The organism is Streptomyces abyssomicinicus, assembly GCF_008974245.1.
In the GTDB taxonomy this organism is placed as follows: domain Bacteria; phylum Actinomycetota; class Actinomycetes; order Streptomycetales; family Streptomycetaceae; genus Streptomyces; species Streptomyces abyssomicinicus.
Window position 1 is genome coordinate 239298 of sequence record NZ_BBZI01000005.1, and the last position, 12829, is coordinate 252126.

7 protein-coding genes are annotated in these 12829 nt (G+C 73.0%); 6 read left to right on the forward strand and 1 reads right to left on the reverse strand.

What is annotated here, in order from left to right; genetic code table 11:
* The first annotated feature begins 219 nt into the window (after window positions 1–219).
* From xylA to GBN72_RS01100, 5 genes are all read left to right on the forward strand, one after another.
* Window positions 220–1368: a xylose isomerase gene (gene xylA / locus GBN72_RS01080; RefSeq protein WP_151769711.1), complete on the forward strand. Its 1149-nt coding sequence runs from the start codon at window positions 220–222 to the stop codon at window positions 1366–1368.
* A gap of 42 nt (window positions 1369–1410) precedes the next feature.
* Window positions 1411–2910 (forward strand): MFS transporter, encoded by a 1500-nt coding sequence (locus tag GBN72_RS01085; protein ID WP_151769712.1) that lies wholly within the window; start codon window positions 1411–1413, stop codon window positions 2908–2910.
* Window positions 2911–2999: 89 nt separating this feature from the next.
* The gene (locus GBN72_RS01090) at window positions 3000–3752 is read left to right on the forward strand and encodes a sugar phosphate isomerase/epimerase family protein (protein ID WP_151769713.1); all 753 of its coding nucleotides are present in this window, start codon (window positions 3000–3002) and stop codon (window positions 3750–3752) included.
* A 95-nt stretch (window positions 3753–3847) separates the two neighbouring features.
* Window positions 3848–6229 (forward strand): glycoside hydrolase family 3 N-terminal domain-containing protein, encoded by a 2382-nt coding sequence (locus GBN72_RS01095; RefSeq protein WP_151769714.1) that lies wholly within the window; start codon window positions 3848–3850, stop codon window positions 6227–6229.
* Window positions 6230–6474: 245 nt separating this feature from the next.
* Entirely contained in the window at window positions 6475–7512 is a 1038-nt protein-coding gene (locus GBN72_RS01100) for a Gfo/Idh/MocA family protein (protein ID WP_151769715.1), read from the forward strand.
* Window positions 7513–7599: 87 nt separating this feature from the next.
* On the opposite strand, the gene GBN72_RS01105 is transcribed toward GBN72_RS01100, so the two are convergent.
* Window positions 7600–11718, reverse strand: a complete 4119-nt coding sequence (locus tag GBN72_RS01105; protein ID WP_151769716.1) for a CLIPPER-2 domain-containing protein — start codon at window positions 11716–11718, stop codon at window positions 7600–7602.
* Between the two features lie 329 nt (window positions 11719–12047).
* Here GBN72_RS01105 and GBN72_RS01110 point away from each other — a divergent pair, with 329 nt between their 5' ends.
* Window positions 12048–12800: an SDR family oxidoreductase gene (locus tag GBN72_RS01110; protein WP_246212197.1), complete on the forward strand. Its 753-nt coding sequence runs from the start codon at window positions 12048–12050 to the stop codon at window positions 12798–12800.
* Window positions 12801–12829: the final 29 nt, after the last annotated feature.

Consider the following 12829-nt stretch of genomic DNA (forward strand, 5'->3'; position numbering starts at 1 on the left):
AGGTCCGTGCGCCCTGGGTGCGGACGAAACGGAGGGCTGGTTCCGGCCATCCGGCGGGAAACCGTCCGGTTGCATCGAAGATCATCAACTGATCGTCCGGGCCCTCGAGTTGTGCCTCCGACAAGGTCGTCGGCCACCACCGGGTGACAGGGGCTTGGCAAGCGCGTCCGACAGTGCTTAGGTTTGGTCCACATCATTGACGAATTGATTGGAGCGGGCATGACCCGTCTGCAGCCCACCCCCGAGGACAAGTTCGCCTTCGGCCTGTGGACCGTCGGCTGGCGCGAGCGGGACCCGTTCGGCGACGCCACCCGGGCGCCCCTGGACCCGGTGCGCACGGTGCACAAGCTGGCCGAGCTCGGGGCCTGGGGTGTGACCTTCCACGACGACGACCTGCTCGCCGTCGAGTCCCACCGGGACACCGCGGTCGCGGCCTTCCGCAAGGCCCTGGACGAGACCGGCCTGGTGGTTCCCACCGCCACCACCGACCTCTTCAAGGACCCGGTCTTCAAGGACGGCGCCTTCACCTCCAACGACCGCGAGGTGCGCCGCCACGCGATCCGCAAGGTGATGCGCAACCTGGACCTGGCGGCCGAACTCGGCGCCAACACCTACGTGTTCTGGGGCGGCCGCGAGGGCGCGGAGAGCGACGCCGCCAAGGACGTGCGGGTGGCGCTCGACCGCTTCCGCGAGGCGATCGACTTCCTCGCCGGGTACGTCAAGGAGCAGAACTACGGTCTGCGCTTCGCCCTGGAGCCCAAGCCGAACGAGCCGCGCGGCGACATCCTGCTGCCGACCATCGGTCACGCCCTCGGCTTCATCGCCACCCTGGAGCACGGCGAGATGGTCGGCCTCAACCCCGAGGTCGGCCACGAGCAGATGGCGGGGCTCAACTTCGTCCACGGCATCGCCCAGGCGCTGTGGCAGGAGAAGCTCTTCCACATCGACCTCAACGGCCAGCACGGTATTCGCTACGACCAGGACCTGGTCTTCGGCCACGGTGACACCAAGAGCGCCTTCTTCCTCGTCGACCTGCTGGAGCACAGCGGCTGGGACGGCCCGCGGCACTTCGACTACAAGCCCGGACGCACCGAGGACGCCGACGACGTGTGGGTCTCCGCCGAGGCCAACATGCGCACCTACCTGCTCCTCAAGGAGCGCGCCGCGGCCTTCCGCGCCGACCCCGAGGTCCAGGAGGCCATGCAGGCCAGCGGGATCTACGAGCTCGCCGAGTCCACCATCGCCCCCGGCGAGAGCTACGAGTCGCTGCGCGCGGAGGAGGCCGACCTCGACGCCCTGCGCGCCCGCGGCTTCCACTACTCCCGCCTCAACCAGCTCGCGCTCGAGCACATGCTCGGCCGGCACTGACCTTCGGCAAGGCTGAGGGCTCCGGGCCCGGAAAGGTATGTCATGAGTGGGACGGCAGAAGTGTCAGGGGTTTCACTCCATGACGACCGGCCCGGGGCCCGGCCTGTGCCCAAGGGTGCCTGGGCGGTCCTCTTCACTGTGCTCGGCGCGACGATGATGGACATGCTGGACGCCACGGCGATGGGCGTCGCCGCGCCGGCCATCAAACTCGGTCTCGGCGCGTCCGAATCGCAGTTCCAGTGGATCAACATCGGCTACGTGCTGTCGTTCTCGGTGCTGCTGCTGGCCGGCGGACGGCTCGGTGACATCATCGGCCGACGCCGGACGTTCCTGATCGGCCTCACCGGCTTCGCGGTGATGTCGGGGCTGTGCGCGGCGGCCCAGAACCCCGCGGAGCTGATCGCCGCGCGGCTGGTGCAGGGCGCCGCTGCGGCGATGATGATCCCGCAGTGCGTCAGCATGATCCGTGAGAGCTTCGGCCAGGAACACAGCCCGAAGGCGTTCGCGATCTTCTCGCCCTTCATCAGCCTGGCGTCCGCGCTCGGGCCGGTCCTCGGCGGGCTGCTGATCACCTACGCGTCGTGGCGCTGGGTGTTCCTCATCAACCTCCCGGCCTGCGCGATCGCGTTCTTCTTCGCCGTCCGCGTGCTGCCGAAGCACCAGGACGACGGCATCCGGCCGAAGTTCGACGTCCTCGGCATGATCCTGTGTTCCGCCGCGGTCGGGCTGCTCGTCTATCCCGTCGTCCAGGGACGCGAACACCACTGGGCCTGGTGGACCTTCGCCATGATGCTCTCCTCGGTGGCGGTCCTGGCGGTCTTCGCGCTGCACGCCCGGGCCCGGCGCGCGAGGGCGCTCGACTCCTTCATCGACACCGGCCTGTTCCGCAAACGCGCCTTCACCGGCGGCACGCTGACGGTCTTCCTCTTCTTCGGTGCCTGCTCGGGAGCCTTCATCGTCAGCCCCCTGCTGCTGCAGCTGTACGCCGGCTGGTCGCCGCTGCGCGTCGGCCTCACCGGCTCGTGGTGGTCCCTGGGCACCATGCTCGCCATGGGCGTCGGGCCGGTCCTCGCGCGGCGGATGCCGCCGCGGCGGGTCCTGCAGGCCGGCGTGCTGACCCAGGCGGCCGGGATGGTCCTCGCCGCGCTGACGGTCGCCGTGTACGCCAAGGACACCACCCACCCGGGCCCCGACGGCCCGCTCATCGACACGGCCCTGACCAGTTTCAACCTGGCCCCGGCGCTGATCGTCTCCGGCATCGGCACCGGCCTGTTCTTCGTGCCGTTCCTCGCCCTCGTCCTCGCGTCCGTCGACGACCGCGAACTCGGCCTGGCCAACGGGGCCATCAACTCCCTCCAGCAGCTGGGCGGCGCGGTGGCCACGGCGGTGTTCTCGACGGTGATCTTCAACCAGGTCGCGCAGGGCGGGTCGCCCCACGCCGCGAGCACGCTCGCCTACGGACTCTGCGCCGGCCTCCTGGTGGTGACCTGGGCGGCCTCCTTCACGCTCGGGAAGAGCACCCAGAGCCCCCAGAACGGCTGACCGGAACCCCCGACGACCGGCACCTCCGACGACCGGAACCCCCGACGACCGGAACCCCCGACGACCGGAACCCCTGGAAGGGACTGTCGATGGCGACACCGACCGCGGTCAACCTCTGGACCGTCCGCGACCACCTGGCGGCCGACCGCGCCGGCACGCTGCGCCGCCTGGCCGACCTCGGCTACGACGCCGTGGAGCCCTACGAGGCCACCGACGACCCGGCCGGTCTGCGCGCGATCGCCGACGACCTGGGACTCGCCGTCTGCAGCGCCCACTCGCACGAACTCCTCGGCGCCGACGACCCGGACGCGGTCTTCGAGGCGGTGAACACCCTGGGCACCGACCTGGTGATCGTGCCGTACGGCCTCCTCGAGGAGGCCTTCGCCGGCCGGGACGCCCTCGCACGCACCGCCGCCACGCTCAACTCCCTCGCCGAAGGGGCGGCACGGCACGGCCTGGTCCTCGGCTACCACAACTACTGGTGGGAGTTCGAGTCCGAGATCGACGGCCGGCACGCCGCCGAGGTGCTCGCCGACCTGCTCGCCCCCGAGGTCTTCTTCGAGATCGACGACTACTGGGCCGCCCTGGGCGGCGCCGACGTACCCGGCGTCGTCACCCGGCTCGGCGAGCGGGTGCGGGCCCTGCACCTGAAGGACGGGCCGATCGCCAAGGGCGCCGCGCACACCGCCCTCGGCCGCGGCGAGATGCCGACGGCGCGGATCCTGGCGGCGGCGCCGGCCGCGGCGCTGCGCATCGTCGAACTCCAGACCTGTGACGGGGACGTCTTCGAGGCGCTCGCGGAGAGCCGCGCCTTCCTCGACTCCCAGGCCGACCCGTCCTGAGGACCGGCCGGCCGCGGTCACGCCCCGCGCCGCCCCGGTCCTCGTCGTCCCACCGCCCCGCACCACAGCCGGACACGGCGAAAGGTTGAGATCGCATGCCCGAACCGCTCCAGGACGCCGCAGCACCCCCGTCGGCCGAACAGCCGTGGCGCGACCCGTCGTTACCCGTGAGCGACCGGGTGGCGGACCTGCTGGACCGCATGACCCTCGAGGAGAAGGTCGGACAGCTCGGCGCGTTCTGGGCCGCGCCGCTGCGCCCCGGCGAACCCGTCCTCGCGGTGCCGGAGGGCGCCACCGACCCCCTGCCCGGGCCGCTGGAGGAAGCGGCGGCCAACGGTCTGGGACAGCTCACCCGGGTCCACGGCACCGAACCGCTGACCCCCGCCGCGGGACTGGAGCGGCTGCGCCTGCTGCAGAACACGGTGATCGGGGCCAACCGCTTCCGGATCCCCGCCCTCGTGCACGAGGAGTGCCTCACCGGTCTGCTGTCGTGGACCTCCACCGTCTTCCCCACGCCGCTCGCCTGGGGAGCGGCGTTCGACCCCGAACTGATCGAGGAGATGGCCACGGCCATCGGCGGAGTCCTGCGGAGCATCGGCGCGCAGGTGGGGCTGGCGCCCATCCTCGACGTGACGCGGGACTACCGCTGGGGCCGTACCGAGGAGACGATCGGGGACGACCCCTACCTCGTCGGGATCATCGGCTCCGCCTACGTCCGCGGCCTGGAGGGTTCCGGGATCGTCGCCACCCTCAAGCACTTCGCCGGGCACTCCTCCGCCGCCGCGGGGCGGAACATGGCGCCCGTGACCTGCGGGCCCCGCGAGTTCGCCGACGTCATCCTCGAACCGTTCGTCGCCGCCCTGCGCCTGGGCGGGGCGCGGTCGGTGATGGTCTCCCAGAACGACGTCGACGGCGTCCCGTCCACCGGGGACCGGCACCTGATCGACGACGTGCTGCGCGGCGAGATGGGCTTCGACGGCATCGTCCAGGCCGACTACTTCGGGATCTGGCACCTCAAGCACATCCACGGCGTGGCCGGCTCACGCGAGGAGGCCGCGGCGGTGGCGCTGCGGGCGGGCGTCGACATGGAGCTGCCCACCATCCACTGCTACGGGCCCCCGCTGGTCGAGATGGTCCGGCAGGGACGCGTCGAGGAGGAGCTGGTCGACCGGGCGGCGTCCCGGGTCCTCACGCTGAAGTGCGAGCTCGGCATGCTGGACGAGGCGTGGAAGGACGAGTTCGACGCCCTCCCGGCCCTGGAGCGCGGGGACCTCGACCCGCCCGAGCACCGGGCCCTGGCCCGCCGGCTCGCCGAGGAGTCGGTGGTGCTGCTGGCCAACGACGGCACGCTGCCGCTGCGCGCGAGCTCGCTGGCGCTGGTCGGCCCGCTCGCGGAGGAGCCGCTGGCCATGATGGGCTGCTACGCGTTCGCCAACCACAACTCGCTGGACTTCCTCGACGAGATGTCGGCGCGCGCCGGCATGGAACAAGGCGTGCACGTCGCCTCCCTCGGTGACGCGCTGGCCGCCGAACTGCCCGACGCGAAGATCCAGGTGACCGCCGCCGGCGACCTCCGCGTGACGCGGGACGCGGACATCGCCGCCGCCGTGGCCGCGGCCCGCGACGCCGACGTGTGCGTGCTGACGCTCGGCGACCGCGCCGGCCTCTTCGGCGCCGGGGGCCGCACCTCCGGGGAGGGATGCGACGCGGAGACGGTGGCGCTGCCCGGCCGGCAGGCCGAACTCGCCGAAGCCGTCCTGGCGACCGGAACGCCCACCGTGCTGCTGATGCTCTCCGGCCGTCCCTACGCCCTGGGCGGCCTCGCCGAACGGGCCGCGGCCGTGGTCCAGGCGTTCTTCCCCGGCGAGGAGGGGGCGGGCGCCCTCGCGGGCATCCTGTCCGGCCGGGTGGAGCCCTCGGGGCGCCTGCCGGTGAGCATGCCCCGCCACGCGGGCGGCCACCAGGGGAGCTACCTGCACGCCGCGACGGCCGAGCCGTCGATGGTGAGCACGTCCGACCCCACGCCCCTGTACCCGTTCGGGCACGGCCTGACCTGGACCACCTTCGCCTACGAGGACCTGACCACGGATTCCGAGGTCATCGCGACCGACGGCACCGTGCGGGTCGGCGTCACCGTGCGCAACACCGGGGAGCGGGCCGGCACCGAGGTCGTCCAGCTCTACCTCTCCGACCCGGTGGCCTCGGTCGTGCGGCCCGTCCGCGCGCTCGCCGGATGGGCCCGGGTACGGCTCGAGCCGGGCCGGGCCGCCCGGGTCGAGTTCACCGTCCACGCCGACCGGGTCTCCTTCACCGGGGCCGGCCTCCGGCGCGTCGTGGAACCCGGAGTGATCCACGCCGAGGCGGGACCGTCCAGCGCCGACCTGCCGCTGCGCGCGTCGTTCACGCTGGACGGACCGGAGCGGGTCCTGGGCGCCGACCGGGTGCTCACCGTGCCGGTGAGCGTCCGGCCGCTGTAGGCGACGCCGCGGGGCGGCGGCCGGGCGCGGGGCGAGGAACACGCCCTCCCGGCCGCCGCCCCGACGGCGGTTCCGCGACGCCGCCACCCCGACGCCGCCGCCCCGACAGTTGTCCCGGGACGGCGGTTCCGCGACGGCTGTTCCGCCACAGTCGTTCCACGGCAGTTGTGCCGCGACGGCTGTTCCCCGACGGTTGTTCCCGATGGTCACGATCCGGTCGACGACCGGGAGGGACGGATATTGCCATGGGCTCCCACGACACTCCCCGCACCGGCGTGACCGGCCGCCCCGTCCGCTGGGGCGTCCTCGCCACCGGCGGCATGGCCGCGGCCTTCGCGGAGGCGCTGGAACTGCTGCCCGACGCCGAACTGGTCGCGGTCGGGTCGCGCTCCGAGGCGTCGGCACGGCGGTTCGCCGAGCGGTACGGCGTCTCCCGCGCCTACGGCACCTGGGCCGAACTCGCCGCCGACCCGGACGTCGACGTCGTCCACGTGGCGACCCCGCACACCGCGCACCACGCCGCGGCGAGACTCTGCCTGGAGGCGGGTAAGCACGTCCTGTGCGAGAAGCCGTTCACCCTCGACGCCGCCGAGGCCGCCGACCTGGTCCGGCTCGCCCGCGGACGCGGCCTTTTCCTGATGGAGGCCATGTGGACGCACTGCCTGCCGATCGTCCGCCGGATCGCCGCACTGGTGCGCGACGGGGCGATCGGTGACGTGCGGTGCGTCCAGGCCGACCTGGGATTCGTCGCCCCGGCCGATCCCACGCACCGGCTGCGCGACCCGGCGGCGGGCGGGGGCGCCCTGCTCGACGTGGGCGTCTACCCGGTCTCGCTCGCGCACCTGCTCCTCGGCCCTCCCGAGCACGTCGCGGCCTGGGCCCGGCTCGGCCCGGAGGGCGTGGACGAGACGACGGGCGTGGTCCTCGGCCATGCCGGCGGAGCCGTCGCCACACTGACCTGCTCGATCGTGGCGGACACCCCGGGGACGGTGTCGGTCACCGGCGCCACGGGCCGCATCGACCTCCCGGACGGCCTGTTCTCCGCCACGGACTTCACCCTCCACCGCCGCGGCGCGGAACCGGAGGTTTTCCGGTCCCCCGCGACCCTGGCGCCGGGCTACCACCACGAGGCCGCCGAGGTCGTGCGCTGCCTGCGCGCCGGGGAGACCGAATCGCCGCTGGTCCCCCTGGACGGCACCCTGGCGGTGATGGCCACCCTCGACACGATCCGCGAGCGGATCGGTGTCCGCTACCCGGGCGAGGCGGCGCCCGGCGCGGCGTGAGCGGTGCTCCGCGGAGACCGGCGGGCAGCCGGACGTGCCGAGGGCCCGCCGGCTGTCCCGGCGGGCCCTCGTCGTCAGGCGGTCAGGTCACTTGCCCGGCCGGTGCGGGGGCCGCGGCTTGTGGTGGTGGGAGCAGGTGTGGATCCGCACCGTGGAGTGGGCCGGCGCGGAGGTGACCTTCTTCCCCGCGGGGTCCTTCGCGGTCGCGGTCGCGGTGTTCGTGATCGAGCCGGCCTTGGCGTCCTTCCTGGTGATCCGGTGAGGGGCGGAGACGCAGGTGGTGGAGGCGCCCGGGGCGAGCACGCCGGTCCGGCAGGTCACCTTGCCCGCCCGGGGGTCGTTCACCGTCATGGCCGTCAGCGGCGTGGTGCCGGTGTTGGAGACCGTGAAGTGCCAGACGATCACGTCGCCGGGGTCGGTGCGCCCGTCGTGGTCGGTGTCCTTCACCTGGGCCTTCTTGGTGACGGACAGGGAGCTCCTGGGCGGTGTGCCGCCGGTCTTCACCTGGGCGGTCGCCTGGGGCGAGGTGACCGCGGGGCCGCCCGGCACGAGGGCGGTGGCGGTGGCGGCGTTGTCGACCCGGCCGGCGGCGATGTCGGCCTCGGTGACGGTGTAGTGGGCGTTGCAGACGGCTCTGTCGCCGGGGGCGAGGGCTCCGGTCGGGCAGTCGGTCCGCAGCGGGCCCGCGCTGCCGGTGAAGCGGGTCTCCTGGACGGCGATCTCGTCCAGGACGGTGCCGCCGCGGTTGGTGACGGTGAAGCGGTAGAAGATCTCCTCCCCGGCCCGGGTGACCTCGGCGGGCTCCGCCGTCTTGGTCAGCTCGAGCCTGGGCCGTGCCACCTTGACCTCGGCGGTCGCCGTGTCGGAGGTGACGGTCCGCGCGTCGTCCGCCCGGGCGCCGTAGGCGGTGGCCCTGTTGACGATCCGGCCGGCCGCGACGTCCTGTGCGGTGACCGTGTAGGCGCCGACGCAGGTCACGGTCTCGCCCGGCCTGATCCGGAGGTACCCGCAGTCAGGTCCGGGCGCCTGGAGGCGGTCGTCGTCGATGCCCGGTTCGCGGACGGTGACATCGCCGGCGTTGGTGATCAGGTAGGTGTACTCGATCACCTGGCCGGCGTGGGTGACCCTGGCCGGTGAGGCCGACTTCTTCAGGGTCAGCCGGGCGGTCGCCCCGGTCCGCACCTGGGCCTCGGCGGGCTCGGAGACGATCTCGGTGGCCCCGGCGTCGGCGACGGCGGTGGCGATGTTGGTGATCTCCGGCCGGTCGAGGTCCTCGCGGGTGACCCGGTAGGCCGCGGTGCAGGTGGTGGTGGCGCCGGGGGCGAGGGTGGTCACGGGGCAGTCGGCCCCGAGCGGACCGCCGGTGCCGGTGAACTCGTTCTCGACGATCCGCAGGCCGGTCAGAGTGGTGCCGCCGGTGTTGTTCACGGTGAAGCGGTAGGTGACCTCCTGGCCGGGACCGGTGACGGTCGCCGGCTCGGCCCGCTTGGTGAGGGTCAGACGACGGTCGGGGGTGCCGGTGACCGCCGCGTCGGACTCGTTGGAGGTGACCGCGACGCCACCCGGTGACGCGCCGGTGGCGGTCGCCGTGTTGGTCACCAGGCCCTGGTCGATGTCCGCCTGGACCAGCGTGTACGTCGCCGTGCAGGTGGTGGAGTCGCCGGGGAGCAGGGTGGTGTCCGGGCAGGTGGCCTCCGGCTCGGCGCCGTGGCCGTCGAAGGCGGTGTCGGCGGCGGCGACCTTGGAGAGCGTCGTGTTCCCGGTGTTGGTGACCTGGTAACGGTAGGTCACCTGCCGGCCGGCGGCCCACCGGTCGTCCGCCAGGTCCGCGGTCTTCACCAGCGACAGGCCGGGGGTGCGGTCGGCGTCGACACGGGCCGACGACTCGTCGGTGACCCGGCGGCCGGCGCCGTCGGCGGTCGCGGTGGCGGTGTTGTCGAAGCCGCCCGCGTCGATGTCGGCCTGGCTGACGTGGTAGTTCGCGGTGCAGGTGGTGCGCTCGCCGGGCGCCAGGACCGTCGTCGGGCAGGAGACGGGGCCGAGCCTGCCGTGGCCGGTGAGCCGCGGGTCGTCGATCTCCAGGTTGTCGAGGGTGGCGGTGCCGGTGTTCTCGACCACGAAGGAGTACGTCACGTTCTGCCCCGCGTCGCTCACCCGGGCCGGCGCCGCAGACTTGGTCAGCCTCAGCGAGACGGTGGGCTCCACCTCGACGAAGGCGCCGTCATGGCCTTCGACGGTCTCGCCGCGCGGGCTCACGCCGGACGCGATCGCGTTGTTGAACAGGTCGTCGGTCTGGTCGACGTCCTGCTGGGACACCGTGTAGGTGGCCGTGCAGGTCATCTCCTGCTGCGGCGCCAGGGTGGTGGACGGGCAGTCGACGGGCGAGAGGTCGCCGGAGCCGGAGAGGACGTGGTCCCGCACCGTGACGTCGTCGAGCCGCGCGCCCCCGGTGTTCACCACCCGGTAGGTGTAGGTCACCTTCTCACCCGCCCTGGAGACGCTGGCGGGCTCGGCGGACTTCGTCAGACCGATGCCGGGGCTGGGCACGTGCACCTCGACGTACTCCCAGTCGTGGGCGTGCCCGTAGCGGTCGAACTCGTCGCGCAGTTGCACGTCGGCGTCGTTCTCGATCCAGTCGTGCCGGAGGTCCTCCTCGGTCACCACGTACTCGCGGGTCCCGCACTCCACCGCATCGCCCGGCCGGAGCCCTCCGGGCGGCACCGGGCAGTCGACCTCCCAGTGTTCGCCGGACGGCCGGTGCCAGTCGTTCAGCCGCGCTTCGGTGATCGTCGTGTTCCCCGAGTTGACGAGCTTGTAGCGGTAGGTGATGACCTGTCCGGCCTCCGACACCTCGCGGGGCTCGGCGTCCTTGTGCAGCTCCCCCTGGACCAGGCCGACGTTCCGGTTGGTGGCGGTGCACACGAAGTCGTCCCGGTAGGGCACCTGCCAGAACAGGTGGTGGCTGGAGTACTCGTGGCCGGCCACCACGTTGCCCACGCTGTCCACGCACCGGATGAGCGCGAGGTATTCGTCCGGGGGGCCCACCCAGGACTCCGGGTACCGTCCGTCGGCGTCCAGCACCCAGTACCAGCCGCCGACGTCGACCGGGATGGGGTCGCCCTCGAGGTGGGTCTGGGTGCCCGAGGTGAGGATGCTTCCCATCATCCTGTCGGTGTAGGCCTCTTCCATCCACACCGAGAACTGGTCCTCCGGGCGTGCGCGGCCGCCCTCGATGCTCTTGGCCAGGGTGACCGTCGCCCTGCCCCCGCTCTGCCGGCACTGCGCGCCGTCGCGGACGTCCTCGGGCAGCGTGTCGCTCACCTCGGTCTGCGCACCGCCGACATCCGTCAGCCGCCACAGCGAGGTGTCGTCGGGGCGGACGACGTACAGGTCACCCATGCCGTCGGTGAACGTCGCGCGGTACGGCACGCCGTCACCGCCGGGCGCCATTTCCGCCCGGACCCCCAGGTCCGTCAGGGTGCGCGCGACGAGGTCGAAGAACACCAGGTGCGCCTCGGCCGGGTCACCGGACGTGGTCCGTGACACCCCGTAGAAGCCGGTGCCCGCAGGGCCCCGCATGTACGTCCAGTCGCCGGGCATCGCCAGGCCGGACGGCGGCTCGACCGTGCCCTCGGCGGCGATCTGACCGAACCCGCCGGGCGCTCCCTGCACGAGGCCGTACAGCGCCCAGTCACCGCTGTTGTTGGCCACCAGCATGGCGCCGCCCCGGAAGTCGGCCAGCAGGGTGCCGGGCTCGCCGGTCCCGAACGGCAGGGTGGCGCCGACCGGCTCCAGCCTCCCGTCGGAGTGGATCCGGACCACCCGCCGGTCGTCGGCCCGGACACCGTAGAAGTAGCCGTCGACCGTGTTGAAGCCGATGCCGTCCACGAGACCGTCGAGGGTGGCGGCCTGCGTCGTCGCCCCGGTGGACGGATCGACACGCAGCAGCACCGACGAGACGGGATCACCGGACACCGGGTCGGTGACGTCCCGCACGAGGTACCCCTGCGCGCTCCCGGGCTGCGCCGAGCACTCCCACGGCTGGGCGACCGCCGGTGTGGGGGCGGTCAGCCCCGCACCGGCGGCCAGGGTGACCAGCGCCGTGAGCGCCGACGTGCGCCACTTCCTCCGCCGGCGCGGCGGCGGGGCCGGCGGGCCCTCCCCGGCCCGGGCCTTTCGCCGGAACGGACGTGGTGGACGTCCCATGGTGTTTCTCGCTTCCTCGGGCATGGCGGTACGCGGGAGCCGACGGCCGAGCCGCGGCGCGCTGTCGCGCGGACGAGGAGTACATGTCCCGTCGGATAGTCGTACAACTCGTCGCCTGATGGGCTGTCACCCGTCCCGGTCAGCGACACACCGCCGGCCGGCCGGGTGCCCACCCCGCACCGGCGGGGCCGTCCGGGCCGCACAGGCCGGCCCGGACCGGGAAACCCGGGCGGCTCGTGCGGACTTCGCCTCGCGCGGGGCCACGACGTGGCAGGCTGTCCGGTCCGGACAGCGTCCGGTGCAGCGCGGGAGACAGAGGAGAGATCACCATGGGAAGCCTGAGGATCGCCGTGGCCGGGGCGACGGGGAACATCGGGGCCCTCACCACCGCCGCCCTGGAGAAGGCGGGACACCAGGTGGTGCGCATCAGCCGCTCGCTCGGCGTGGACCTGACCACCGGGGACGGCCTCGAGGCCGCTCTGGCCGGAGCCGACGCCGTGGTGGACGCCACGAACTGCACGGCGACCGACCGGGACGAAGTCGTGGCGTACTTCGGCGCCACGACCCGGAACCTGCTCACCGCCGGGGAGCGCGCCGGTGTCCGCCACCACGTGCTGCTCTCGATCGCCTGCCTGGACCGCGTCGAGGGCAACGCGCACTACGCCGGCAAGCGCGAGCAGGAGCGCCTCGTCAGCGAGGGCCCGGTGCCGTGGACGATCGTCCCGGCCACCCAGTTCCACGACTTCGCCGCGATGGTGACGGGCTGGACCGAACAGGACGGCGCGGCCACGGTCGCTCCGCTGCTCCTCCAGCCGGTCGCACCGGACGACGTGGCCCACGTCCTCGCCGAGGTCGCCACGGGCGCACCCCAGGGCCGGTACCGCGACGTCGCCGGGCCCGATCCGCAGGACCTGGTGGACATGGCCCGGCGCACCAACGAGGCGCGCGGCCGCTCGGTCAGGCTGGTGCCGACGTGGTCGGGACTGTTCGGCCCGGAGATGGCGGGCGACGTCATGCTGCCGGCCGCGGACGCCCGCATCGAGCCGACCACCTTCGACGAGTGGCTCGCCCAGCAGCGCTGACGGCACCTCACGGCGACGGCCGCCCCGCA

What these genes read in the sequence shown, in the direction of transcription:
- GBN72_RS01095 (WP_151769714.1), top strand. Translation starts at nt 3,848, where the DNA reads ATGCCCGAACCGCTCCAGGACGCCGCAGCACCCCCGTCGGCCGAACAG.
- GBN72_RS01090 (WP_151769713.1), top strand. Translation starts at nt 3,000, where the DNA reads ATGGCGACACCGACCGCGGTCAACCTCTGGACCGTCCGCGACCACCTG.
- GBN72_RS01105 (WP_151769716.1), bottom strand. Translation starts at nt 11,718, where the DNA reads ATGGGACGTCCACCACGTCCGTTCCGGCGAAAGGCCCGGGCCGGGGAG.
- GBN72_RS01085 (WP_151769712.1), top strand. Translation starts at nt 1,411, where the DNA reads ATGAGTGGGACGGCAGAAGTGTCAGGGGTTTCACTCCATGACGACCGG.
- xylA (WP_151769711.1), top strand. Translation starts at nt 220, where the DNA reads ATGACCCGTCTGCAGCCCACCCCCGAGGACAAGTTCGCCTTCGGCCTG.
- GBN72_RS01110 (WP_246212197.1), top strand. Translation starts at nt 12,048, where the DNA reads ATGGGAAGCCTGAGGATCGCCGTGGCCGGGGCGACGGGGAACATCGGG.
- GBN72_RS01100 (WP_151769715.1), top strand. Translation starts at nt 6,475, where the DNA reads ATGGGCTCCCACGACACTCCCCGCACCGGCGTGACCGGCCGCCCCGTC.